Source organism: Streptomyces sp. T12, from assembly GCF_028736035.1.
Classification (GTDB): Bacteria; Actinomycetota; Actinomycetes; order Streptomycetales; family Streptomycetaceae; genus Streptomyces.
The window spans coordinates 9755555-9780035 of record NZ_CP117866.1; the positions used below are offsets into that span (position 1 = coordinate 9755555).

The 24481-nt window shown below is 71.6% G+C and carries 22 protein-coding genes; 10 read left to right on the forward strand and 12 right to left on the reverse strand.

What is annotated here, in order from left to right; all coding sequences use genetic code 11:
• Window positions 1–55: 55 nt before the first annotated feature.
• Window positions 56–550, forward strand: coding sequence for a hypothetical protein (locus PBV52_RS43755; RefSeq protein WP_274246838.1), 495 nt, complete (start codon window positions 56–58; stop codon window positions 548–550).
• Between the two features lie 99 nt (window positions 551–649).
• Here PBV52_RS43755 and PBV52_RS43760 read toward each other — a convergent pair whose 3' ends face one another.
• The 3 genes from PBV52_RS43760 to PBV52_RS43770 all read right to left on the reverse strand — a co-directional run bounded on the left by PBV52_RS43760 (window position 650) and on the right by PBV52_RS43770 (window position 2750).
• A complete protein-coding gene (locus PBV52_RS43760) occupies window positions 650–1156 on the reverse strand; it encodes a hypothetical protein (RefSeq protein ID WP_274246840.1) in 507 nt (168 codons plus the stop codon).
• 253 nt (window positions 1157–1409) lie between these two features.
• A complete protein-coding gene (locus tag PBV52_RS43765; protein WP_274246842.1) occupies window positions 1410–2174 on the reverse strand; it encodes a DUF4239 domain-containing protein in 765 nt (254 codons plus the stop codon).
• Window positions 2175–2189: 15 nt separating this feature from the next.
• The gene (locus PBV52_RS43770; protein WP_274246843.1) at window positions 2190–2750 is read right to left on the reverse strand and encodes a hypothetical protein; all 561 of its coding nucleotides are present in this window, start codon (window positions 2748–2750) and stop codon (window positions 2190–2192) included.
• Window positions 2751–3046: 296 nt separating this feature from the next.
• On the opposite strand from PBV52_RS43770, the gene PBV52_RS43775 reads away from it, so the two are divergent.
• The 3 genes from PBV52_RS43775 (at window position 3047) to PBV52_RS43785 (ending at window position 7299) form a co-directional block, all read left to right on the forward strand.
• Window positions 3047–4036, forward strand: coding sequence for an SCO0930 family lipoprotein (locus tag PBV52_RS43775; RefSeq protein ID WP_274246845.1), 990 nt, complete (start codon window positions 3047–3049; stop codon window positions 4034–4036).
• A gap of 318 nt (window positions 4037–4354) precedes the next feature.
• Window positions 4355–5167 carry an SAM-dependent methyltransferase gene (locus tag PBV52_RS43780; protein WP_274246847.1) on the forward strand — a complete coding sequence of 271 codons (813 nt, stop codon included), beginning with the start codon at window positions 4355–4357 and terminating at the stop codon, window positions 5165–5167.
• Window positions 5164–7299, forward strand: a complete 2136-nt coding sequence (locus PBV52_RS43785; protein ID WP_274246849.1) for a bifunctional diguanylate cyclase/phosphodiesterase — start codon at window positions 5164–5166, stop codon at window positions 7297–7299. The genes PBV52_RS43780 and PBV52_RS43785 overlap by 4 nt, the downstream gene beginning before the upstream one ends.
• A 25-nt stretch (window positions 7300–7324) precedes the next feature.
• Here the strand turns inward: PBV52_RS43785 and PBV52_RS43790 are convergent, their stop codons facing one another.
• Both PBV52_RS43790 and PBV52_RS43795 read right to left on the reverse strand, forming a co-directional pair.
• Window positions 7325–7978 (reverse strand): hypothetical protein, encoded by a 654-nt coding sequence (locus PBV52_RS43790; RefSeq protein WP_274246851.1) that lies wholly within the window; start codon window positions 7976–7978, stop codon window positions 7325–7327.
• 13 nt (window positions 7979–7991) lie between these two features.
• Window positions 7992–8876 (reverse strand): LysR family transcriptional regulator, encoded by an 885-nt coding sequence (locus PBV52_RS43795; protein ID WP_274246853.1) that lies wholly within the window; start codon window positions 8874–8876, stop codon window positions 7992–7994.
• Between the two features lie 119 nt (window positions 8877–8995).
• On the opposite strand from PBV52_RS43795, the gene PBV52_RS43800 reads away from it, so the two are divergent.
• The 5 genes from PBV52_RS43800 (at window position 8996) to PBV52_RS43820 (ending at window position 14462) form a co-directional block, all read left to right on the forward strand.
• Window positions 8996–9667, forward strand: coding sequence for a succinate dehydrogenase (locus tag PBV52_RS43800; protein ID WP_274249941.1), 672 nt, complete (start codon window positions 8996–8998; stop codon window positions 9665–9667).
• A gap of 1 nt (window position 9668) precedes the next feature.
• Entirely contained in the window at window positions 9669–11621 is a 1953-nt protein-coding gene (locus PBV52_RS43805; protein ID WP_274246854.1) for a fumarate reductase/succinate dehydrogenase flavoprotein subunit, read from the forward strand.
• Window positions 11618–12364 carry a succinate dehydrogenase/fumarate reductase iron-sulfur subunit gene (locus PBV52_RS43810; protein WP_274246856.1) on the forward strand — a complete coding sequence of 249 codons (747 nt, stop codon included), beginning with the start codon at window positions 11618–11620 and terminating at the stop codon, window positions 12362–12364. The genes PBV52_RS43805 and PBV52_RS43810 overlap by 4 nt, the downstream gene beginning before the upstream one ends.
• Window positions 12365–12666: 302 nt before the next feature.
• Window positions 12667–13437 carry a GNAT family N-acetyltransferase gene (locus PBV52_RS43815; protein WP_274246857.1) on the forward strand — a complete coding sequence of 257 codons (771 nt, stop codon included), beginning with the start codon at window positions 12667–12669 and terminating at the stop codon, window positions 13435–13437.
• A 14-nt stretch (window positions 13438–13451) separates the two neighbouring features.
• Window positions 13452–14462 (forward strand): 1-acyl-sn-glycerol-3-phosphate acyltransferase, encoded by a 1011-nt coding sequence (locus PBV52_RS43820; protein WP_274246859.1) that lies wholly within the window; start codon window positions 13452–13454, stop codon window positions 14460–14462.
• Here the strand turns inward: PBV52_RS43820 and PBV52_RS43825 are convergent.
• Window positions 14452–16785 (reverse strand): excinuclease ABC subunit UvrA, encoded by a 2334-nt coding sequence (locus tag PBV52_RS43825; RefSeq protein WP_274246860.1) that lies wholly within the window; start codon window positions 16783–16785, stop codon window positions 14452–14454. The two genes, PBV52_RS43820 and PBV52_RS43825, sit on opposite strands and share 11 nt — an antisense overlap.
• Window positions 16786–16953: 168 nt before the next feature.
• Here PBV52_RS43825 and PBV52_RS43830 point away from each other — a divergent pair, with 168 nt between their 5' ends.
• Window positions 16954–18270 (forward strand): phytase, encoded by a 1317-nt coding sequence (locus tag PBV52_RS43830; protein ID WP_274246862.1) that lies wholly within the window; start codon window positions 16954–16956, stop codon window positions 18268–18270.
• Between the two features lie 30 nt (window positions 18271–18300).
• Here the strand turns inward: PBV52_RS43830 and PBV52_RS43835 are convergent, their stop codons facing one another.
• The 6 genes from PBV52_RS43835 to PBV52_RS43860 form a co-directional block, all read right to left on the reverse strand.
• Window positions 18301–19299 carry an LLM class flavin-dependent oxidoreductase gene (locus tag PBV52_RS43835; RefSeq protein WP_274246864.1) on the reverse strand — a complete coding sequence of 333 codons (999 nt, stop codon included), beginning with the start codon at window positions 19297–19299 and terminating at the stop codon, window positions 18301–18303.
• A gap of 34 nt (window positions 19300–19333) precedes the next feature.
• Entirely contained in the window at window positions 19334–20719 is a 1386-nt protein-coding gene (locus PBV52_RS43840; RefSeq protein WP_274246865.1) for an FAD-binding oxidoreductase, read from the reverse strand.
• A gap of 151 nt (window positions 20720–20870) precedes the next feature.
• Window positions 20871–22544 (reverse strand): LuxR family transcriptional regulator, encoded by a 1674-nt coding sequence (locus tag PBV52_RS43845; RefSeq protein WP_274246867.1) that lies wholly within the window; start codon window positions 22542–22544, stop codon window positions 20871–20873.
• A 74-nt stretch (window positions 22545–22618) separates the two neighbouring features.
• Window positions 22619–23806 (reverse strand): GTP-binding protein, encoded by a 1188-nt coding sequence (locus PBV52_RS43850; RefSeq protein ID WP_274246869.1) that lies wholly within the window; start codon window positions 23804–23806, stop codon window positions 22619–22621.
• A gap of 6 nt (window positions 23807–23812) precedes the next feature.
• Window positions 23813–23983: a 50S ribosomal protein L32 gene (gene rpmF / locus PBV52_RS43855; RefSeq protein WP_003996023.1), complete on the reverse strand. Its 171-nt coding sequence runs from the start codon at window positions 23981–23983 to the stop codon at window positions 23813–23815.
• 83 nt (window positions 23984–24066) lie between these two features.
• A complete protein-coding gene (locus PBV52_RS43860) occupies window positions 24067–24474 on the reverse strand; it encodes a (2Fe-2S) ferredoxin domain-containing protein (protein WP_274246872.1) in 408 nt (135 codons plus the stop codon).
• Window positions 24475–24481 lie beyond the last annotated feature (7 nt).

Here is a 24481-nt window from a genome sequence, read left to right on the forward strand (position 1 = left end):
CTTTCTCGCCGATCGACCGGGGACGGTTCCCGGGGCGCCTTCCGCGGAGGATCACATGCGAACTACTCGTGCCCTGGCGGCCGCGGCCACCGCGGTCGCCGCACTCGGACTCGCCGCCCCGGCGGCCACCGCTCGGGACGGCATGATCGGCCCGAGCAATATCGTCGCCCTGCCCAGTGTCATCGCCCGCGGCGGACAGCTGACCATCACCGTCGACGGCTGCCCACAAGGCGGCACCGCGACCTCGGATGCGTTCCGGCCCACGCAGTTGACCCCGGTCGGCGGCAGCACGGCCAAGGGCACCGCGACCATCGACAGAAACGCGCGGCCGGGTGCGCACAGCATCACGGTCACCTGCACAGGCGCCGGCCGGCCCCTGACCAACCCGAACGCCTTCACCGTCATCGGCGGCGTCCGTGGCGGTCTCGGCGGCAGCAGCTCGACGGGTGCGACGCCGACCGACATGGCCATCGGAGGAGGGCTCATTGCCTTGGCTGTCGTCGGTGGCGGGGTGTTCTGGATGCGCCGACGGTCCGAGAAGCGGGTCTGAGCTGCTGCCCCTCGCAGACATGTCGCACGTTCACAGGCCTTCGCCCCGGCCCCCGTCGAGGGGATCCGGGGCGAAGGCCTGTGCGGACGGGGGATGGTGTCAGGTGTCGTCCTCGCCGGTGGGGCGCCGCGAGAGGTGGTACGCCGTCCCGAGCGAGGCCGCGATGAGCGCGGCGCCCAGGCCGATCTCCTTCAGGTCCAGCCCGGCCAAGCTGCCGCCCTCACCGGCCTGCACGCCTCGCTGCGGGTGCGGGCGCACCGGTGCGGGCCGGCCGCCGCCGATGGTGAGGTCGACGCTCTGCCAGAAGGTGCCGCAGTAGAACGACACCTCGTACACGGCACCCGGTCTGGCGTCCCAGTCGACCGTGGCCCTGGTCGTCGTCCGCCCCCTGGGGATGGTGACCGTGTCGAAGACCCCCGACGAGACCGCCACGCTCTGGTCGCAGCCGGTCGCGCGCAGCTTGACCTCCCCACCGGGCGCGACCGTGGCGGGCAGTACGTTGACCCAGAAACCTGAGGCATCGCCGCGCGCCTGAGCGGCGGGGGCGGTCATGGCGAGGGCGCTGACGCCCAGCAGCGCGGCCGAAGCGATGCGTATCGCGCGCATGGTGTTTCCTCCGGGTCCCCGAGGAGCAGCCGCGGACCTGTTCCGCTTGCGCCGGAAATGCACCTCGATGATCGGAACGCTAGGAAGGCGCGCACACCTGCGCGATCGGTGTCGTACGAATGGGGCAAGGGTGTGGGCCGCTCAGGGGACGGCGTTCCCGCGACCGGGGGACGCAAGCGGCGTGGCTGCCTGCCATCGAGTGCCGGCGCCGCCCCTCGTCGCGTCCCCCGGCGGTCCGTCGGGTGAGGGCCTGTCAGGCCTTGATGTGCGGGAAGAGGTCGAGGAACGGCTCCGCCGACGCCGTGACGCCGCGACTGTACGGAGCGTCGAAGTCCCAGATGAGGAAGAGCAGGAAGGCGATCAGCGCGGAGAACAGCCCGGCGAGGATCAGCTCGCGGGGCGTGCGCCGGATCTGCAGGGCGAACACCATCCCGATGGTGACGATGCCGCCGGCGATCAGCCCGAACCACACCACGCCCGGCATGGTCTCCCCGGTGGAGCTCGCGCGGGCGTTGCGCGCCTGGTCGGCGGCGGTCACCTGATCTACGAGCGGCTGGTAGGCCTGCGCCTCGAAGTCCGACCTCGGCTCGTAGTCGGTGACGTCCTCGCGGACGCGCTGCAGGAGCTCGGTGCCGCGTTCGGTGACACGGCCCTCCTCGCTCATCGTCTTCCACTCGGTGGTGACGACGTGTCCGACATAGGCGTTGACATCGTCTCGAATGCGGTCACGGACGTCGGCCGGATAGACCCGGACGCGTTCCGAGATCTCGTGCAGCGCCACGGCCTCCGCCTGGACGTGGTCCTCGGCGGCGCTGCGGCCCTCCCATACGCCGGCGATGGCCAGGCCCAGGACGATGGCGTACACCACACCGATCCACATCGTCATGTACTCGATGACGTCCGGGGTCTCGGAGGGATCCTCGTCCTCGGGGGCCGTGCGGTGCCGCAGCAGGGTGATGATGACCACCACGCAGCAGGCGGCCAGCATCGCGAGGGTGAGAACAAGCCATTCCGGCAACAGAAGCCTCCAGGGTCAGCGCGCACGCAGTGCGGCGACGGCGACGATCGCGGGCACCGCGATGAGCAGGACGAAGGTGAGGGGCGACGGGGCGTCGTGCGCCGACCGCCGGTGCGGCGTGGCGCGGTAGGGCGGGTAGTGCACCGGCGCCATGGACGGACTCGGGGTGGGCTTGACCGACGGCTTCGGCGGGGGCGTCGGCGTGGGCGTCGGCGCAGGGGCCGGCCGCGCGCGAGGTGGCGCGGGCTGGGGAGCGGGCGCTGCCGGGGGTGGGGGAGGCGGGGGAGACGGGGGAGGCGGGGGAGGCGGGGGAGGTGGCGGGGGCTCGGGTGTCGGGGTGGGCGTGGTCTTCGGAGGTGGCGTCGGCGCGGGGTCCGGCGTGGGCGTAGGTGTGGATGTGGGGGTCGGCGTAGGCGTGGGCGTAGGGGCCGGGCACTGCGGGGGCGTCGGCCAGGTGAGGGTTCCGACGACCGCCACCGCCGTCGCGCCGTCCGGGCCGGTGTCGGCGTACGCGCAGACGTCGGCCGCCGCCACACCGGCCGGTGCCGCCATCAGGAGCCAGGTCAGCGTCACCACCGTCAACACCCTTGTCGTCAGGGTGGATTGGGTCGGTTCGAGTCCATACACGCCCAAGATCTTCAGGCCTGAGCGCGCTTCCACAGGCCCGAGCTCGGGCGGATTGCCCCGAACGGGTGACTCAAGGCCCTCGAAAGGTTTGATCGGCGGGCGCAGGTGTGACGCGGGTGTCGTCACAGCTTTCCGAAAGAAATTTGTGCGCCGGTTGAACACGACCGGGGCTCTCGTGCGTACCCCTGGTCGTGCGGCGGCGCAGCAGGGCGCTGCAACACCCTTGTGATTATGGGGAGTTGACGATGAAGACCTCGTGGCGGAGCGCCTCGCTCGTGGTGAGCGCCGTGGCGGTGGCGGCGCTGACGACGGCATGCGGCTCGGAAACCGCGCCGCCGGCGAGCAGCCAGAACGTGGGTGCCACGGCCGCGGCCGGTGATTACGGAAACGCCGGTACCGGCCTTGGGAACGGATCCGGTTACGACGCCGGTGCGGCGGGCCAGGAGAGCGCCGCCACGCAGGCCGCGTCCGCCGGTGAGCTGTCCGTTTCCACCAACCAGGAACTCGGCGAGGTGCTGACCGACAGCGCCGGTCTGACTCTCTACCGCTTCGACAAGGACACCGCGGACCCGGCCAAGTCCAACTGCGACGGTGACTGCGCGAAGAAGTGGCCGCCGGTCCCCGCGGACGATGCCGCGGCCGGTGCCGGTATCGACAAGGCGCTGCTGGGCTCGGTCGTCCGCTCCGACGGCACCGAGCAGCTGACGGTCGACGGCTGGCCGGCCTACCGCTATGCGAAGGACGTCAACGCCGGCGACGTCAACGGCCAGGGTGTGGGCGGCACTTGGTACGCACTGGCCCCCGACGGCAAGAAGGCGCAGGGTGAGGGCGGGGCCGAGGCGGCCGACCTGCCCGGTCTGTCGACCCGCAAGGACCCCAAGCTCGGCGAGATCGTCATCGACAAGAACGGTCACACCGTCTACCGCTTCATGAAGGACTCGCCCTGGCCGATGAAGACGGCGTGCACCGGCGAATGTCTGGAGAAGTGGCCGGTCATCGAGCCGGTCGACGCCAAGGACACCGAGGGCATCGATCTGAAGGGGTCCGGTCCCAGGGGCCAGGGTTACGTGGTCTTCGACCGGCCCGACGGACTGAAGCAGCAGACCATCGACTGTGTGCCGATCTACACCTTCGCCGGTGACAAGAAGCCCGGCGACACCAACGGTCAGGGCGTCGGCGGCACTTGGTTCGCCATTCGCCCCGACGGCAAGCCGGTCGGCGCGTCGGAGAAATAAAGGATCACACCTCCCCAGGGTTGATCGCCTCACGCCCGGCCCACCGGTCCACCCCCTGAAGCTCCATGCCCAGGGGGTGGGCCGGTTTGCCGTCATTCACCATCATTCACCATGATTCTTCACCCTCTTTCGCCATGGTTCGCAGCTCTGTGGAATGCTTCGGATGCTTTTGACGGAGGGTGTGCGGGGCATCAAATAGGCACGTGCCGCTGGCAGTGACCGGGAACGGATGGTCAATTTCCGTTTCCGCTCGCTCCTTTGGCGGGCGATCAGTAGCCTCAGCTCGAACACCGGATCGCCTACGCCTTGGAGAGATAGATGGAGCGTCCCGCCTGGGCCCCACGGAGCATCGACATCTCGGTGCCCAGTGTCTCGCGAATCTACGACTACTACCTGGGCGGTTCGCACAACTTCGAGGTCGACCGGGAAGCGGCCCGCAAGGCCATGGACTTCATGCCGGGACTCCCCAAGATCATGCAGGCCAACCGGGCGTTCATGCGCCGCGCGGTGCGCTTCGCGGTCGACGAGGGCGTCACCCAGTTCCTGGACATCGGCTCCGGCATACCGACGTTCGGCAACGTCCACGAGGTGGCGCAGAAGGCCAGTCCCGGCGCGCATGTGGTGTACGTCGACCACGACCCGGTGGCGGTGGCGCACAGCCAGGCGGTCCTGGCGGGCAACGACGACGCGGACGTCGTCGCGGCGGACCTGTGCAAGCCGCAGGAGATCCTGGGGAGTTCCGCGGTCGAGAGCCTCATCGACCTGAACCGGCCAGTGGCACTGCTGCTCGTTGCCATACTGCACTTCGTGGAGGACGAGGACGACCCGTACGAGGCGGTGGCCCAGCTGCGCGACGCGCTCGCGCCCGGCAGTCTGCTGGTGCTCACGCATGCCTCGTACGAGGGAATCCCGCTGCCCGAGGAGCGGGCCAAGGGCACGGTCGACGTATACAAGGACATTCGCAACCCGCTGATCATGCGCTCGCGCGAGGGGATCGCGCGGTTCTTCGAGGGGTACGACATGGTGGAACCGGGACTGGTGCCGATGCCGCACTGGCGGCCGGACACAGCACCGGAGGACGAGGATCCTTATGCCTTCTCCGGGTTCGCCGGCGTGGGGCGTACGGCGTGAGCGCGGGTTCGGACGGGCCGGAGGACAGACTGCGCCGGTTCGCGACGATCTGGAGCCGGGCCGTCTTCCCGGTGACCTCGACGTCGTCGACCCGGCCGGAGTTCGAGGAGCAACTGCTGCCGCTGGCCCGGCGGTTGAGTGAGGCGCTCAGGGCCAGGACCTTCGACGCGGACGCGGGCAAGGCGGTCGGCGCCTCTCTCGTCGCCGCGCACTGCACCGACCCCGAGGCGCTGAGCCGCTCGCTGGACTGCGTGGACGCCTACCTCGTGCTGTACTGCGGCACCGACGGCGACCAGGAGGACCAGCGGGCACGCTCGTCACGGCTCCAGCACGCCATGGCCGCCGGCTTCGCCCAGGCGCTGCGCGAGCGGACGCTGGCCGAGCAGGAGGCGATCTCCGCGGCCGCCCTCAAGGCGCAGGGCGTGGTCGCGCAGGCGCTGCACGCCACCGAGGCCCGCTTCCGCGCGGTGTTCGAGGGTGCCGCCATAGGAATCGGTATCGCGGACCTGCAGGGCAACATCCTCCAGGTCAACGGCGCCCTGCTGCGCATGTTCGGGGTCTCCGAGCAGGCGTTGCGCAGCCGCAACGTCATGGAGTGGACCCACCCCGAGGACGCGCCGCAGACCTGGAAGCTCTACGACGAACTCGTCCGCGGCGAGCGCGAGCACTACCACGTCGAAAAGGCCTTCTACCGCCCTGACGGAACGGTCCTGTGGACCAACCTCACGGTCTCCCTGCTGCGCGACCCCGATGGCAACCCGCAGTACCAGCTGGCCCTGATGGAGGACACCACCGAGCGGCGCCTGCTCAACCTGCGGCTGCGCTACGAGGCCACGCACGACGCGCTGACCGGCCTGCCCAACCGCACCTTCTTCTTCGAGCGCCTGGAGAAGGCACTGGGCGCCGGGGAAGGCCAGCGGTTCGGCCTGTGCTACCTCGACCTGGACGGCTTCAAGACCGTCAACGACAGCCTCGGCCACGCGGCCGGCGACCGGCTGCTCGTCGAGGTCGCCGACCGCCTGCAGTCCTGTGCCACGGCGCCCGGCGAGATGGTCGCGCGGCTCGGCGGCGACGAGTTCGTGGCGCTGACCACCGGCTCCGACACCGAGCGCGAGGTCGACGACCTGGCCGCCCGGATCATGAACGCGCTGATCGCCCCGATCAGCGTCGACGGCCGGGAGCTGACCGTGCGCGGCAGCATCGGCATCGTCGAGGGCCCGGCCGGGGAGCGCAGTCCGGCGGAGGTCCTGCGCAGCGCGGACATCACCATGTACCGGGCCAAGTCGGCGGGCGGCAACCGCTTCGAGCTGGCCGACCCGGAGGCCGACGCCCGCGCCATCACCCGGCACGGGTTGACCACGGCGCTGCCGACGGCCCTGGACCGGGGCGAGTTCTTCATCGAGTACCAGCCGCTGGTCCACCTCGGCGACGGCAGCGTGCGCGGCGCCGAGGCCCTGGTGCGCTGGCTGCACCCGCAGCACGGCATCCTCGGCCCGGACCGGTTCATCCCGCTCGCCGAGCACACGGGGCTGATCGTTCCGCTCGGCCGCTGGGTCCTGGAGCAGTCGGTGCGCCAGGCGCGCGAGTGGCGAGCACGCTACGACGATGCGGGCCCGCTCCGTATCAACGTCAATCTCTCGCCGTGCCAGCTCACCCATCCCGGACTGGTCCAGGACACGGTGGACATCCTGGAGCGCGCGGGCGTGGCACCGGACGCCCTCTGCCTGGAAGTCACGGAGTCGGCCCTCATCGGCGCCGACGACGACCTGCTGAAGCCGCTGCGCCGACTGGCCGAGATGGGCGTCGACATCGCCCTGGACGACTTCGGCACCGGCTACTCCAACCTCGCCAACCTGCGCCGACTGCCGGTGAGCATCCTCAAGCTGGACCGCTCCTTCACCCAGAGCATGCAGCAGTTCCCGGCCGACCCCGTCGACCTGAAGATCGTCGAGGGGATCGTCTCTCTCGCCCACAGCCTGAACCTGGCGGTGACGGTGGAGGGCGTGGAGACGGGCGCACAGGCCGAACAACTGCGCATCCTCGGCTGCGACACGGCCCAGGGCTGGTACTACGCCAGGCCGGGCCCGCCGGAGCGGCTGCACGAGTTGGCGCTCGTGGACGCGACGGGGTGAGGTCCCGCGGACAGGCTCTGAGGCGTCACGGCCCCTCGCCGGGCTCGGCGCATGGGGGAGACGCCCCCGTCAGCGCCTGCCACCGCGCCGCCTCCGCCGTGTGAGAGCCGGTCGCGGTGGCCCGCGCGACCGGATCCGGCCCGCTGGAAGTGAGCGGAGCGCCCTCCCGGGTCAGCAGGGTCAGCGGCCACACCGGGGTGTGCGGCCCGGTCCCGTCGAAGGGCTCCCAGGTCCACGGCCCGTCGAAACGCCAAGCACGCCCGGCCGCGTCCGCGACCTCGTCGCCGGTCTCGAGGAACGCGCAAGGACGCCACAGGAGTTCGAGGACGAAGGGGATGTCGTCCTCGGGAACGAACTCCTCCCCCTGCTCCTCCAGCTCGGGGTGATGGGCCTCACCGGCGCGCAACAGCGTCAGCGACAGATGCGGCCGGGGCAGCCGCCCGGGTCTCCAGCGGCGGGTCGAAGCGGTCGAGCCGGGCGACGTGGACGACGGTCGCGGCAGGGCCACCTGGCCGTTCCAGTGGATCCAGTCGCAGGCCGGGTCCACCTGCCACCAGGGCCACTGGAGGGAGATGTGCTCGCGGCTGATCGCGGCCACCCTGGCCGGGGCGTCCGGGCAGCTGACGCGCAGCACGTCGCCCGGCCGGAAACACGTGTCCTGGGGTGCAGCGGGGTTCAAGGGTTCCTCCGGCTCAGCGTTCCAGCAACATACGCTGCAGTTCCCGTGCCGCCCGCGGCGGAGCCACATCGCTGCGGTGGGCCAGCGCGATCGTCCGGTGCAGCCCCGGCCGGGCGAGCGGGGTGACCCGGAGCCCTCGGCCCGAGCGTGCCGCCACCATGCGCGGTACGACGGCCACGCCGAGCCCTGCCCGGACGAACCCCAGCACCGCGTCCATCTCCCCGCCCTCCACCGCGAAGTCCGGCTCGAAGCCCTCGGCGCGGCAGGCGGCCACCGTCAGCTCGCGCAGGTCGTAGCCGTGCCGGAACATCACCAGGCGTTCGCCCTCCAGGTCGGCGACGCGCACGGTGCGCCGGCCGCCGCCCGGGCGGGACGCCTCGGGTGAGGAGACGACCACGAGGTCCTCGCGCAGCAGCTCCACCGTGGTCAGCGCCGGGGACGGCGTCGGCAGGGGCAGGACGACCAGGGCGAGGTCGAGGGCGCCGCGCGCCAGCTCCCGTACGAGGTCGTGCGAGCCGCCCTCCTCGATCAGCAGCTGGATGCCGGGATAGCGGTCGTGGAAGGCGCGCAGCACGTCCGGGAGCAGGCCCGTGCACAGGCTCGGGGTCGCGCCGAGGCGGACCCGGCCCTGGCGCAGCTGCACCAGTTCCTGCACCTCGTGCCGCGCGGTGTCCGCGTCGGCCAGGATGCGCCGGGCCAGCGGGAGCAGGGCCTCTCCGGCGTCCGTCAGCGTGATGTTGCCGCGCGCCCGCAGGAACAGGTCGGCGCCCAACTCCCGCTCCAGCGCCTTGATCTGCTGCGACAGCGAGGGCTGCGCGACATGCACCAGGTCGGCGGCCCGGGTGAAGTGCCGGGTCTCCGCGACCGCCACGAAGTACTGGAGCTGCTGGAACTGCATCCAGCCAGCATAGCCAGTGCCTATCGAAACGAGCCGGACCATGTCTTGGACCGATAGGGGCGTTCGGCCCTAGCGTCCTGTCCATGGCTCTGGCAACGCGGACGGATCGACGGCCGTCCATGGCACGCACGGTGTGGGACTCCACCGTCGGCAAGAAGACCGTGATGGCGGTCAGCGGGCTGATCATGCTGCTCTACCTGGTCGCCCACATGATCGGCAACCTGAAGATCTACTTCGGCGCGGGCGAGTTCAACGAGTACGGCCACTGGCTGCGCACGGTCGGCGAGCCGTTCATGCACTACGAGTGGACGCTCTGGCTGATCCGCGTCGTGCTGGTCGTCGCCGTCGTCGCCCACGCGGTCTCGGCGTACCAGCTCAGCCGCCGCGACATCAAGGCGCGCCCCAGCAAGTACGTGCACAACAAGCCGCGGGCCTCCTACGCCACCCGCACCATGCGCTGGGGCGGCATCATCCTCGGCCTGTTCATCGTCTGGCACGTCCTGGACCTGACGACCGGCACCGTGCACTCCGGCGGTTTCCAGGAGGGCCACCCGTACCAGAACGTCGTGGACACCTTCTCCACCTGGTACGGCAACGTCATCTACATCGTCGCGATGCTCGCCCTAGGTCTGCACATCCGGCACGGCTTCTGGAGCGCCGCCCAGACCCTCGGCGCCGGCAGCCGCACCCGCGACCGCGCCCTGAAGACCGTTGCCAACGTCCTCGCGCTGCTGCTCACGGCCGGGTTCATCGCCGTACCCGTGGGCGTCATGACCGGAGTGGTGAGCTGACATGACCGCTGAATACGTGAACTACGCGACCGGCGAACCGGTCGTCGACACCAAGGCCCCCTCCGGCCCTGTGGGCGAGCGCTGGGACAAGCGCCGTTTCGAGGCCAAGCTGGTCAACCCCGCCAACCGCCGCAAGCACACGGTGATCGTGGTGGGGACGGGGCTGGCCGGCGGCTCCGCGGGCGCCACGCTCGCCGAACAGGGCTACCACGTCGTCCAGTTCTGCTACCAGGACTCCCCGCGCCGCGCCCACTCGATCGCCGCGCAGGGCGGCATCAACGCGGCGAAGAACTACCGCAACGACGGCGACTCCATCCACCGGCTGTTCTACGACACCGTCAAGGGCGGCGACTTCCGGGCCCGGGAGTCGAACGTGCACCGGCTCGCGCAGATCTCGGTGGAGATCATCGACCAGTGTGTGGCGCAGGGCGTGCCGTTCGCCCGGGAGTACGGCGGTCTGCTCGACACGCGCTCCTTCGGCGGCGTCCAGGTGTCCCGGACCTTCTACGCTCGTGGCCAGACGGGCCAGCAGCTCCTGCTCGGCGCCTACCAGGCCCTCAGCAGGCAGATCGCCGCGGGGAACGTCGAGATGCACCCGCGTACCGAGATGCTCGACCTGATCGTCGTCGACGGGCGGGCGCGCGGCATCGTGGCCCGCGATCTCATCACCGGCAAGATCGACACGTACTTCGCCGACGCGGTCGTCCTGGCCAGCGGCGGCTACGGCAACGTCTTCTACCTGTCGACGAACGCCATGAACTCCAACGCCACCGCCGTCTGGCGGGCCCACCGGCGCGGCGCCTACTTCGCCAACCCCTGCTTCACACAGATCCACCCCACCTGCATCCCGCGCACCGGCGACCACCAGTCCAAGCTGACGCTGATGAGCGAGTCGCTGCGCAACGACGGCCGGATCTGGGTGCCGAAGGCCCAGGGCGACGACCGTCCCGCGAACCAGATCCCCGAGGACGAGCGCGACTACTACCTGGAGCGCATCTACCCGTCCTTCGGCAACCTGGTCCCGCGCGACATCGCCTCCCGCGCCGCGAAGAACGTCTGCGACGAGGGGCGGGGCGTCGGCCCCGGCGGGCAGGGCGTCTACCTCGACTTCGCCGACGCCATCAAGCGCATGGGCCGAAAGGCCGTCGAGGCCAAGTACGGCAACCTCTTCGACATGTACCAGCGGATCACCGACGAGGATCCGTACGAGGTGCCGATGCGGATCTACCCGGCCGTGCACTACACGATGGGCGGACTGTGGGTGGACTACGACCTCCAGACCACCGTCCCGGGTCTCTTCGCGATCGGCGAGGCCAACTTCTCCGACCACGGCGCCAACCGTCTCGGCGCCTCCGCGCTGATGCAGGGCCTGGCCGACGGCTACTTCGTGCTGCCGGCCACCATCAACGACTACCTCGCCCGCAACCCGCACCACGAGGCCGTCACCGACGAACACCCCGTAGTCCAGGAGGTGTTGGCCGAGACGGAGGATCGGCTCAACCTGCTCCTGTCCGTCGACGGCGACCGCACGCCCGACTCCTTCCACCGTGAGGTCGGCGAGCTGATGTGGGAGTTCTGCGGCATGGCCCGCACCGACAGCGGACTGCGCAAGGCCCTGGAACGCATTCCGCAGATCCGCGAGGAGTTCTGGCGGCGCATCAAGGTGCCGGGCACCGGCGAGGAGTTCAACCAGTCGCTGGAGAAGGCCAACCGCGTCGTCGACTACCTGGAGCTCGCCGAGCTCATGTGCCTCGACGCGCTGCACCGCGCCGAGTCCTGCGGCGGCCACTTCCGCGAGGAGTCGCAGACGCCGGACGGCGAAGCGGCCCGCAGGGACGAGGAGTTCGCCTACGCGGCCGCCTGGGAGTTCACCGGCACCGGCGAGGCACCGACCCTGCACAAGGAAGACCTGGTCTTCGAGTACGTCCACCCCACCCAGCGGAGCTACGCATGAAGCTCACCCTGCGCGTCTGGCGGCAGAAGAACGCCGACGCCGAAGGCGCCATGTCCACGTACGAGGTGGACGGGATCTCCTCCGACATGTCCTTCCTGGAGATGCTCGACACCCTCAACGAGGAGCTCATCCTCAAGGGCGAGGACCCGGTCGCCTTCGACCACGACTGCCGTGAGGGCATCTGCGGTGCGTGCTCGCTCGTGATCAACGGCGATGCGCACGGGCCCGAGCGGACGACCACGTGTCAGCTGCACATGCGGTCGTTCAAGGACGGCGACACGATCGACATCGAGCCGTGGCGGGCGTCGGCGTTCCCGGTGATCAAGGATCTGGTCGTCGACCGGTCCGCGTTCGACCGGATCATCCAGGCCGGTGGGTACATCACCGCGCCGACCGGCGCGGCCCCCGAAGCGCACGCCACGCCGGTGCCGAAGCCGGACGCCGACTTCGCCTTCGAGCACGCCGAGTGCATCGGGTGCGGGGCGTGTGTCGCCGCGTGCCCGAACGGGGCGGCGATGCTGTTCACCTCCGCCAAGATCAACCATCTCAACGTGCTGCCGCAGGGGGCTCCCGAGCGGGAGACGCGGGTGCTCGACATGGTGGCGCAGATGGACGACGAGGGCTTCGGCGGCTGCACGCTCACCGGTGAGTGCGCCACCGCCTGCCCCAAGGGCATCCCGCTCATGTCCATCACCGGCATGAACAAGGAGTGGCTGCGGGCCACGCGGAAGGTGAAGCGGTAAGCCGGGCCGCACAGCAGACGTTCGCCGACAGGTGCGGACGGACGGGGCCGGGAGTGGTGCTCTCCGGCCCCGTCTCGCGTTCTCGCGCCCGCCAAGTGAACGGCACCGGAGCGCCCGGCTGACCGGCCGGGCACCGGAAGGTGGACGGCCGGTACCGGCCCACGCCGTTCAACATTCGCACATCCACTCTCCTGGCACAGGTCACGCATACGCCAACCGGCATCGGAAGAACAGGGGCGGCACACCGCATCGCTCCCACCACTCTCCGCTCGCCGTCCCCGGCCCGTGACCAGGAGTAAGCCATGACCGGCGTACTGACCGTCGAACGTCCCCCGCAGCCCACGGCACCCACCCGCTACACCGTCGGCCTCGCCCGCAACGAGGAGGACGTGCGCGCCGCCCAGCGGCTGCGGCACGACGTCTTCGCCGGCGAGATGGGAGCCCTGCTGTCCACCCCGCAGCCGGGCCACGACATCGACGCCTTCGACGCGTACTGCGACCACCTGCTGGTCCGCGAGGAGGTGTCCGGACAGGTCGTCGGCACCTACCGGTTGCTGCCGCCGGAGCGCGCCGCGGTGGCGGGCCGCCTGTACTCCGAGGGCGAGTTCGACCTCACCCGCATCGACGCCCTGCGCCCGAACCTCGTCGAGGTCGGCCGCTCCTGCGTCCACCCCGACCACCGCGACGGCGCCGTCATCAGCCTCATCTGGGCCGGCATCGCCCGCTACATGGTCGACCGCGGGCACGAGTGGCTGGCCGGCTGCTGCTCGATCCCGCTGGCCGACGGCGGCACGCTCGCCGCCGGGACCTGGGACCGGGTGCAGGCCAAGCACCTGGCTCCGGAGGAGTACCGCGTACGGCCGCTGCGCCCCTGGCAGCCGACCGCCCCCGCGCCCGCCACCCGCACCGAACTCCCGGCCCTCCTGCGCGGCTACATCCGCCTCGGCGCCTGGGTCTGCGGCGAGCCCGCGCACGACCCGGAGTTCGGGGTCGCCGACATGTACGTGCTGCTGTCGATGCGCCGGGTCAACGCGCGCTATCTGCGGCACTTCCTCTCCCTCGTCCCGGCGTGACGGACGTGGCGGCCATGAGCACCCACTCCCTCGGCGCCCTGGGTCTGCCCACGGCGACCACTCTCACGGCCGGGGCGACCGCCACACCGGCCGCGAGCGCCCACCCCGCCGAGGCGGCGACCCTCTGGCGGCCCAGCGCCCCCTGCACGCCGCACGCGTGCGTGCACGTGACGGGACCGGCCAGGGCGCTACCACTGGCCGTCCTGCGGATCGCGGCGGTCCTGGCCCTGCTGGTGGCCGGGTTCCTGGTCACCCCGCTCGGCGGCCGGATACCCGCGGGACTCGTCCGACGCTGGTGTCTGTGGGTCGTACGGGCCTCGGGTGTCCGCGTACGGATCGACGGCGGCGCCGCGCCCGACGGCGGGCTGCTGCTCGTCGCCAACCACGTCTCCTGGCTGGACATCCCGCTGCTCGCCGCCGTGCGCCCGGCCCGGATGCTCGCCAAGTCGGAGATCCGGCAGTGGCCGGTGGCGGGGTGGCTGACCGCTCGCAGCGGCGCCCTGTTCATCGACCGGGACCGTATCCGCGCCCTGCCCGAGACGGTGGGCCGGATCGCCGAGGCGCTGCGGGCCGGCGAAGCGGTCGCCCTGTTCCCCGAGGGCAGCACCTGGTGCGGCCGTGCCCAGGGCCACTTCCGCCGGGCCGCCTTCCAGGCAGCCCTCGACGCGGGCGTCCCCGTCCAGCCGGTCCGCCTGCGCTACCTGACGGCCCAGGGCGCGCCCAGCACGGCGGCCGCCTTCGTCGGCGAGGACTCGCTGCTCACCTCCGTGTGGCGGGTGGTGAGGGCACGCGAGCTGGCCGCCGAGGCGGAGGTACTGGAGCCGGTCGCGCCGGGCAGCCGCCCCGACCGCCGCTCGCTGGCCCGGGCGGCCGAAGACTCCACGCTCCTCGGGGCGCGGCAGGTCCAGAGCCCCGGCCCGCCCCGCACCGCGCCCTTCCCGGCTCCCGGTGTGGTCCGCACGGCACCCGTCACCGACGCCGAACAGCAGCCGCCGGCCCCGTCGCGCGAGGCCGTTACGGCATGACCCGGGCGAGATACGGCGCCGTCGCGCTGCCTGTCGCCCGTGCCACCTGAGCGGGCGGACCCGCCACCACGATCCGTCCGCCCGCGTCACCGCCGCCCGGCCCCAGGTCGATCACCCAGTCCGCGCCCGCGACGACGGACATGTCGTGCTCGACCACGACGACGGTGTGCCCGGCGTCGACGAGCCCGTGCAGCTGGCGCATGAGCACCTCGACGTCGGCCGGGTGGAGTCCGGTCGTCGGCTCGTCGAGAAGGTAGAGCGTGTGGCCGCGACGGCCGCGCTGGAGCTCGCTCGCCAGCTTGATGCGCTGGGCCTCACCGCCGGACAGCTCGGTGGCGGGCTGGCCGAGCCGCAGGTAGCCGAGACCGACGTCGAGCAGGGTGGCCAGGCTGCGGGTCACGGCCGGTGTGTCCGCGAAGAAGTCCGCGGCCGCCTCGACGGTGAGGTCCAGCACCTGCGCGATGTTCCGCCCCCGGTACGCCACTTGGAGCGTCTCGGTGTTGTAGCGCGCCCCGCCGCAGTCCGGGCACGGCGCGTACGTGCTCGGCAGGAACAGCAGCTCGACGCTGACGAACCCCTCGCCCTGGCAGGTCTCGCAGCGTCCTCCCGCGACGTTGAAGGAGAAGCGCCCGACGCCGTAACCACGCGAGCGTGCCTCGTCGGTGGCCGCGAACACCTTGCGCACGACGTCGAAGAGGCCGGTGTAGGTGGCGAGATTGGAGCGCGGGGTGCGGCCGATCGGCTTCTGGTCGACCGAGACCAGGCGCCCCACGCCCGCGAGTTCCTCGGTGATCTCGCCGATGAGCGTGGACTTGCCCGACCCCGAGACACCGGTGACGGCCGTGAACACGCCGAGCGGGAACTCGGCGGTCACCCCGCGCAGGTTGTGCCGGGTGACCGGGCCGACCCTCAACTGGCCGCTTGGAGCGCGCACTTGGCGTACGGCAGCGGGCGAGTCGTCGAACAGGAAGCGCGCCGTCGCCGACTCCGTGACCGCCGCCAGCTCGGCCACCGGCCCGCTGTGCAGCACCTGCCCGCCGTGCTCGCCGGCCCGCGGCCCCACGTCGACCAGCCAGTCGGCGCCGCGTACGACGTCGAGGTGGTGCTCGACGACGAACACCGTGTTCCCGGCCGCCTTCAGCCGCGCCAGCACCGCCAGCAGCGCCTCCGTGTCCGCCGGGTGCAGTCCCGCGGACGGCTCGTCGAGGACGTACACGACACCGAAGAGCCCGGACCGGAGCTGGGTCGCGAGGCGCAGGCGCTGCAGTTCGCCGGCCGAGAGCGTGGGGGTGGCGCGGTCGAGGCTGAGGTAGCCGAGGCCGAGCTCGACGACGGGCCCGATACGGGACTTGAGGTCCTCGGTGAGGACACGGGCCGTCTCCGAAGCGCCGCCGTCCAGGGTGTCCGCCAGCTCCGTGAGCGGCAGCGCGGCCAGCTCGGCGATCGTCCGGCCGGCGAAGGTGACCGCCAGCGCCTCGGGCCGCAGCCTGCTGCCGCCGCACGCCGGGCAGGGCGCGGAGGCAAGGAACCGCTCCGCCTTCGCCCTGAGGGTGGGGCTCTTGGAGTCGGAGAAGGTCTTCATGACGTACCGCCGGGCGCTCATGTACGTGCCCTGGTACGGCCGTTGGATGCGGTCGGCGTCGCGCACCGGGTGGACGGTGACGACCGGCTGCTCGTCGGTGAACAGGATCCACTCACGCTGCTCGGCGGGCAGCTCGCGCCAGGGCCGGTCGACGTCGTGGCCGAGCGTGTCGAGGATGTCGCGCAGGTTCTTGCCCTGCCAGGCACCCGGCCACGCGGCGATCGCGCCCTCCCGGATCGACAGCGACGGGTCGGGGACCAGCAACTCCTCGGTCGTACGGTGCACTTGGCCGAGCCCGTGGCACTGCGGGCACGCCCCGGCCGCCGTGTTGGGCGAGAAGGCGTCCGAGTCGAGCCGCTCCGCGCCGGGCGGGTAGTCGCCGGCTCGGGAGAACAGCATCCGCAGGGAGTTGGAGAGGTTGGTGACCGTGCCGACCGACGAGCGGGACGTCGGCGCCGAGCGCCGCTGCTGCAGGGACACGGCGGGCGGAAGGCCGGTGATCTCGCCGACCTTCGGCGCGCCGACCTGGTGGATCAGCCTGCGTGCGTACGGCGCGACCGACTCGAAGTAGCGGCGCTGGGCCTCCGCGTAGACCGTGCCGAAGGCGAGCGAGGACTTCCCGGAGCCGGACACGCCCGTGAACACGGTCAGCACGTCCCGCGGGATGTCGACGTCCACACCCTTGAGGTTGTGCTCACGGGCGCCGCGGACACGGACGTACGGGTCGTGCGGGGAGTGCATGGGTACGAGCTCCGGGATGTGCGAGTCGGGGGCGCGGGCAAACCCCGCGATTCTATGCGAACCAGACGCTCGCGCGTTCGGGCCACCTGATGTTCACGAGGCCGTCGGCTCACTCACACCGGCCGCCCATAACGTCTCGCCAGTCTCGCTTTCCTACCGAGGAGTATCGTGAGCGCTTCAGCTCTGAGCACTCTCACCGCCGCGCTGCTGATGGTCTCCGGCGCGGGCGCGCCGCAGCCGGTCGCAGTCTCCGCGCGCGTGGAGACGCCCGCCGTGTACGACGACGAGGCGGGCGGCAACGCCGATGCCGACGACCCGGCCGTGTGGGTCGACCCCGACCACCCGGGCCGCAGCCTCGTGATCGGCACCCTCAAGAAGGCCGGCCTCGATGTGTACGGCCTCGACGGCAGGCGGCTCCAGCACATCGCGGCGCCCGAGGCCCCGAACGAGGACGCCGCACCCGGCCGCTTCAACAACGTCGACGTCGTCTACGGCTTCGAACTGGGCGGCAGGAAGACCGACTTGGCCCTGGTCAGCGACCGCGGCCGGGACCGGGTCCGGGCCTACGCGATCGACCCGGCGGCCGTGGCGGCGGGCAGACCCCCGTTGAAGGATGTGACGGCGGCCGACGCCGCACCGGTCTTCTCCGCGAGCGAGGCCGAGGTGGACGACCAGCGCACCGCCTACGGGCTGGCCGCCTTCAGCGACGACGACCACGCGTACGCGGTGGTGTCGCGCCGCTCGGAGACCCGGGTGCGGCTGCTCCGGCTGGAGGACCACGACGGGCGCGTCGGCTACAAGACGAAGGACACCCTCGATCTGCCCGCCTCCTTCACGCTGCCGAACGGCAGCAGCTGGACGCCGTGTGCCGACCCGGGCGACCGGCCGCAGGTCGAGGGCATGGTCGTCGACCAGGAGCGGCACGTCCTGTACGCGGCGCAGGAGGACGTCGGTCTGTGGCGGGTCGACCTCGACGACGAGGAGTTCGACCGGCCGAAGCTGATCGACCGGGTGCGTGAATACGGCACCCCGTGGAGGTATGACGCCGAGGAAGAGGAGTGCGTCCTCGACACCGCCGACGACCCCGGCTTCGGCGGCGAGCACCTGAGCGCCGACGCCGAGGGCGCCGCGATCTACCACGCCGCCGACGGCACCGGATACCTGCTCGCCTCCAGCCAGGGCGACAACACCTTCGCCGTGTACGAGCGCCAGGGCCAGGGCGCCTACCTCGGCTCCTTCACCGTCACCGACAGCGCCGCCACCGACGGCGTGCAGCACTCCGACGGTTCCACCGTGGTCAACGTCCCGCTGGGCCGGTCCTTCCCCAAGGGCCTGCTCGTCACCCACGACGGCGAGGCCACGCCCGCGGACGGGGACCGGGAGGGAACCGACTTCAAGTTCACGGGCTGGGAGTCGGTGGCCGGCGCGTTCCCGAAGCCGCTGACGATCGACACCAAGTCCTTCGACCCGCGCGACACGGACTGACCCACCAGCCGGCCGCCCCGCCCGCCCGGATCACGCGTAGGTGATCCGGGCGAGCCTCCGGTAGGAGTCCAGCAGGGCCTCACGGTCGTACGTACTGGTCGTGACCAGCACCTCCTGCGCGCCCGTCTCCTTCAGCAGCGTCTCCAGCTCGTCCGCGACCTGCTCTTCCGTGCCCGCGATGTGCCCGGCGAGGCCGCCCTCGTAGAAGCCGCGCTCCTTGCCGGTCATCGTGAGCTCCTCGACGCGCTCGGCGGGCGGGAGCGGCGGGAAGGTGCCGTGCGTGCGCGAGTGGGCCATGGACCAGGCCTCCGGGACCAGGAGTCGCCGGGCGTCCTGCGGGGTGGCCGCCACCGCGACCGTGCCGGAGATCACGACGTACGGCTCGCTCGCCCAGGAGGAGGGGCGGAAGTGGTCGCGGTAGTGGTCGATGCCGTGCTGCATCTTCGCCCGGTTCCGGAAGTCACCGATGACCATCGGCAGGCCCGCGCGGGCGGCGATGTCCGCACCCTCGCCCATGGCCAGCACGAACGGCGGCACGGTCAGGCCCTCGGCGGGCCGTGCGTGCACCCCCGTGGCCGAGGTGCCGCGGAACCAGCCGAGCAGCTCCTGGATCTGCCCCGCGAAGTCCTCCGCGTCCCCCTTGTCCCGCCCGAGCGCCTTGCGCACCCCGTCGGTGAAGCCGACCGAGCGCCCCAGCCCCATGTCGATACGGCCCGGAAAGAGGGACTCCAGCACTCCGAACTGCTCGGCCACGACCAGCGGTTGGTGGTTGGGCAGCATCACCCCGCCGGTCCCGACCCGGATCGTACGGGTCGCGGAGGCGACGGCGGCGGCCAGCACGGTCGGCGCCGAGCCGGCGACGCCGGGTACGCCGTGGTGCTCCGAGACCCAGACGCGGTGGTAGCCGAGCGCCTCGATCTCCCGCGCCAGCCGTACGGTGTCGCGCAGCGCTTCTGCGTTCGGGTGGCCCTCGCGGGTGCGGGACCGATCGAGAACGGAGAAGCGGGTCGCGGCGATCACGGAGCTCATACCGGGTTCAACACCGGGGAGCCCGCAGGATTCCTCACGGCGCGATGTTGTGGTTGAGGTGGAACAGGTTCCCCGGGTCGTAGCGCTGTTTCAGATCCCTGAGACGGGTGTAGTTCGCGCGGTAGTTGGTCCGGACGAGGTTCTGGTCGTCGCCGTCGATGAAGTTGACGTAGCCGCCCTCCATGGAGTGCGGTTCGAGCGCCTGGTGGAAGCCGCGCACCCAGTCCTTCTGGGCCTCGCAGTCCGCACGGGTCGTGAGGGTGCCGCTGAGGGCGAACGAGTAGCCGGCGTCCCGGTAGGAGAAGGCGGACTCCTCCGGTCCTACGCGGTGGCAGGCGCCGTCGAGGGGGTAGGCGACGGTGACGCTCTGGATGGACGGGGTGGTGGCGCCGTGCTCGACGCAGGCGTCGATGGCGCCGTCCGGCAGGTCCTGGGTGAAGATGCCCTTCCAGTAGTGGTAGAGCCCCGCGGGGACCAGGTCGTCGAAGAGCGTGTTGATCACCGGGTAGGGGATGCGCTCGAGGTACTGGCCCAGCACCGGCCCGAGCGCGGCGAGGCGGTCCCGGATCCGGTCGTCCTCGTCCTCCGAGCCGGTCCAGCAGGCGATCACGCCGCACAGGGGCCGTCCGTGCCAGCGCTCGGGCAGGAACGGCACGGGCGGACCGAGCCCGACGACCAGCAGCGCGCCGAGGCTCTCGTCCCCCTCGGCGACCAGCTCCCGGTAGCGGCGGATCACGTCGCCGTCGAGCGGGAAGAAGACCGGCCCGCCGAGGATGTCGGCGATGGGGTGCAGCCGGTATGCGAAGGAGGTGACGACCCCGAAGTTCCCGCCGCCCCCGCGCACGGCCCACATCAGGTCGCTGTGCTGCTCGTCCGTGCAGGTCAGGAAGGTGCCGTCGGCCGTCACGAGGTCCACTGAGACCAGGTTGTCGCAGGCCAGACCGCAGCGGCGGGACAGGTAGCCCATGCCGCCCCCGGTCGTCAGGCCGCCCACGCCGGTGGTGGAGACGACCCCGCCGGTGGTGGCAAGACCGAAGGCGTGCGTGGCGTGGTTGACGTCCGCCCAGGTGCAGCCGCCCTCGACCCAGGCCGTCCGCGTCTCGGGATCGACGCGGATGCCGCGCATCAGGCCGAGGTCGAGGACGGCACCGCCGTCGCAGGTGCCGTAGCCGGGGACGCTGTGGCTGCCGCCGCGCACGGCGAGCGGCAGGCCCTGGTCGCGGGCGAAGTCCACCGTGGCGATGACGTCGCCCGCGTCGACGGCCCTGACGATGATCGCCGGCCGCCTGTCGTGCATGGCGTTGTAGACCTTGCGGGCCTCGTCGTAGGCCGGGTCGCCGGGCTCGACGATGTCGCCGCGCACGGCTCCGCGCAGCCGGTCCAGCAGCCGGTCGTCGAGGGTCGGTGTGTAGGTGGTCATGATCGGCACCTGCTTTCCGCTCCTGAGCGGGGAAGGGGCTGCCTTGTCGGGAAGGATCACTGCCTGGTCTACGCCGGAGCGGTGGCGGGTGCATCGCCGGAATCGCCCATCCTCGGTGACCCGGCATGGGCAGAACGGCCCATGCGCGGCGTCAGGTGAGGCCGTGCCGGTACGCGTACGCCGTCGCCGCCGCCCGCGAGGACACGTCGAGCTTGGCGAAGATGTTGTTGAGGTGCCGGGCGACGGTGTGCTCGCTGATCACCAGCTCCCCGGCGATGGCCCGGTTCGTGCGCCCCGCGGCGACCAGCCGCAGCACCTGGATCTCACGCTCGGTGAGCCCGCCGGGCCGGCGTCGGCGCACATCGGCGAGCAGGGCCGCCGCCCGGCGCGCGTCCGGTACGGCGCCGAGCTGCCGGAAGGCCTGCTCAGCGGCCCGCAGCTCCAGCCGGGCACCCTCGTCGTCCCCGGCGGCCCGGTCGGCGGCGGCCAGCGTCATCCGCACCTGGGCGGCCTCGTACGGGACCCGAAGCTCCAGCCACAGCGTCAGCGCCCGGCGCAGCAGGGACAGTGCGCGATCGAGGTCACGGGCGGCGAAGGCCACCGCGCCGCAGGCCGCCGCGGCGCTCGCGTGCAGCAGGGTCCTGTCCGAGCCGCACCGCCGCTGCCAGTCCCGGGCCAGCGACCGGAGCCCCTCGGCAGCCGTGCGCGCCTGGTCCGTCCGGCGGAGCGCGAGGCACACCTCCACCTGGGCCGCGAGCAGCCTGCACCGCTCGAGACCGCCGGCCTCGGCTCCGCTGGCGAGGGCGAGCCCCAGGGCCGTCGCAGAGGCGTCGGCCTTCCCCTGGGCCAGCCGCAGCAGGGCGAGTCCGGGCTGCGGGTCGCGACCGAGCTCATGGGTACGGTCGTACGACTCCTCGGCCGCCGCCAGCTCTCCGCGCCGCCGCTGGATCTGGCCGACCAGGTAGACCGCCTCGGCGGCCATCCGACGTTCGTACGGCAGCAGTTCCTCGCAGGTCCGCACGGCCTCGGTGAGCGCCTCGGGCCAGCTTCCGCGCAGTTCGAGGACCTCCACGCGGTGCACCCGGCACAACCCGCGGTAGTTGTTCTCGGCCGGCATCGCCGCGCACCACCGCATGGCCGCGTCGGTCCACTCGGCGGCGCGTTCGAGATCGACGCAGGCCATGGCCTGCTGGAGGCCCAGGCAGTAGACCCACCCGGTGAAGAAGGAGCTGAGCTCACCTGCCATGGCCGCGCACATGGCGTCGTCCAGGAGATCGAGTCCGTCCCCGACGCGCCCCTGGGCCACCAGGACGCCCGCCTGCGCCTGGACGCTCATGGCCAGCAGATCCGGGCTGCCGCAGCGCCGGGCGATCCCGGACATGCCCCGGGCCGCGGCCATCGCCTCGTCGAACGCACCGCGCTCCTGAGCGTGCTCCGCGTCGATCCAGGCGAGGTAGCACTGCTCGACACACTCCGGCTCACCCCGCAGATGCCGCCGGGCCCGGCGCAGCCAGCCGGCGGCCACGGCCGTGCGCCCCGCGAGCTGGTGCTCGTAGAAGAGGAGCCAGGCCATGAGCCCCGCCTGCCGGGCCGCGCCCGCCGCGACATATCCGGAGTAGGCCCGCATCCGCTGGACGATCGACTCGTCGATCCTGCTCGTCCACCAGGCGGCGTCGGCGAACGCGGCGCAGTCGTCGGGGGTGAGGCGGGTGGCGTCCAGGCGGCCCAGCAGCCGGTACGCCTCGCCCCACACCTCATGGGCAGCGGCGTCCCTGGCCCGCCGCAAGGTGTCCGCGGCCGCCCTGTCGATCGTCCGCTCGGTCACTCGCGGCTCCCTTCTCGCGCTCTGCGAGCAGGACCGGCCTCTCACCAGAATAGGCAGGCAGGCGGCCGCGGGACTCAGTGAACGGACACCTCCAGCGGCGCCGCATGCTCGTGCTCGCAGGCGTCGTCGATGCCGTACGTGTCCCAGGCCGGGAACGGATCGGCGGCCGCAAGGCCCTCGCCGTCCGCCTCCGCCATGAGGCACTCGGCCAGGGCGGCCCGGAGCGCCTCCGCACGCAGATGCGTGCCGATGAAGACCAGCTCCTGCGCGTACGGGGCGTCGGTGTCCCGCGCGGCGCTGGGCTCGAAGCGGGCGACGGAACCGGCCTGTGACCACAGCCCCGTCACCTGAGGGCGGCTGGCGAGGGTGAAGAACCCCTTGGAGCGCAGCACCTTCCCGTACGCGCCGCTGTCGAGCTCCTCGGTGACGAAGGACCACAACCGCCCCGGGTGGAAGGGGAGTTCGGAGCGGAACACCGTGGACGAGATCCCGTACTCCTCGGTCTCGGGGACGTGGTCGCCGTTGAGCTCCCGTACCCAGCCGGGAGCCTGCTGGGCGCGCTCCAGGTCGAACAGCCGCGTGCCGAGCACCTCGTCGAGAGGTACTCGTCCCCGCACGGCGTCGACGATCCGCGCGGCGGGGTTGAACCGGGTGAGTGCGGCCCGCAGCCGGTCCGCCGTCGCGTCATCGACCAGGTCGAGCTTGTTCAGCACGATGACGTCCGCGAACTCGACCTGGTCGACGAGGAGATCGCTGACGGTGCGCTCGTCTTCTTCGTACTGGTCGAGGCCGCGCTCGGCGAGTTCGTCGCCACTGTCCAGCTCGGACAGGAAGTTGGCGGCGTCCACGACCGTGACCATGGTGTCCAGCAGGGCGAGATCGCCGAGGGTGGCGCCGTCGTCGCGGGCGAAGGCGAAGGTGGCCGCGACCGGCATGGGTTCGGAGATGCCGGACGACTCGATGAGGAGATGGTCGAAGCGGCCCTCGCGGGCGAGGCGGTCGACTTCCTGGAGGAGATCGTCGCGCAGGGTGCAGCAGATGCAGCCGTTGGTCATCTCGACCAGGCGTTCCTCGGTCCGCGACAGCGCGGCCTCGCCGCCCCGCACCAGCGCGGCATCGATGTTGATCTCGCTCATGTCGTTGACGATGACCGCCACGCGCAGTCCCTCGCGGTTCGCCAGGACATGGTTGAGCAGGGTCGTCTTGCCCGCCCCGAGGAAGCCGGACAGGACGGTGACGGGCAGACGGCTCTCGTACGGCATCCCCGGTCAGCCCTCCGGGCGCAGCAGCCCGCGCTCGTACGCCTTGACCAGGTGCTGCGGCACGAGGTGGCTGACGCCGTCGATGGTGACGGGCACGAGCTGCGGCGTGCTCGCCTTCCACTGCGCGCGGCGGTGGCGGGTGTTGCTGCGGGACATCTTCCGCTTGGGGACAGCCATGACGGACCTCCTCGGTGGGTGAACACCGAGGACGCTACATGAAAATGGATCCCATTAACAATTGCGCGGAGTGCGGCGGTGGGTCAGCGGCGGGACCGCACCCGTGCGTCCCGTGGCGGCCGGATGAACTGCAGCTCCAGCGTGACGGGCGGATCGGCCAGGCCCGGTCCGCCCGCGGCCGCCCACCGCACGATCTCCTCCGCGCCCTCGTCGTCCATCGCGAAGCCCACCCACGTGGCCCGCCCGCCGGCCCGGCGCCCCGCGGCCGACGGCTGGACGACGATCACGTTGGCCTGGTCGCAGGGGCCCAGGCAGTCGGTCGTACGGACCTGGAACCCGTGCTCGGCCCCGGCGGCCCGCAGCCGCTCCAGCTGCCCGGCGTGATCGGTGCCGGGGTGCTTGCGCGGATCGCCGCAGCAGCAGCCCCGGCAGACGACGAGCGTGCAGGGGCGCTCGCGGGCGGCGCCGATCAGGAACGTATGAGTGGGCATGACAGAA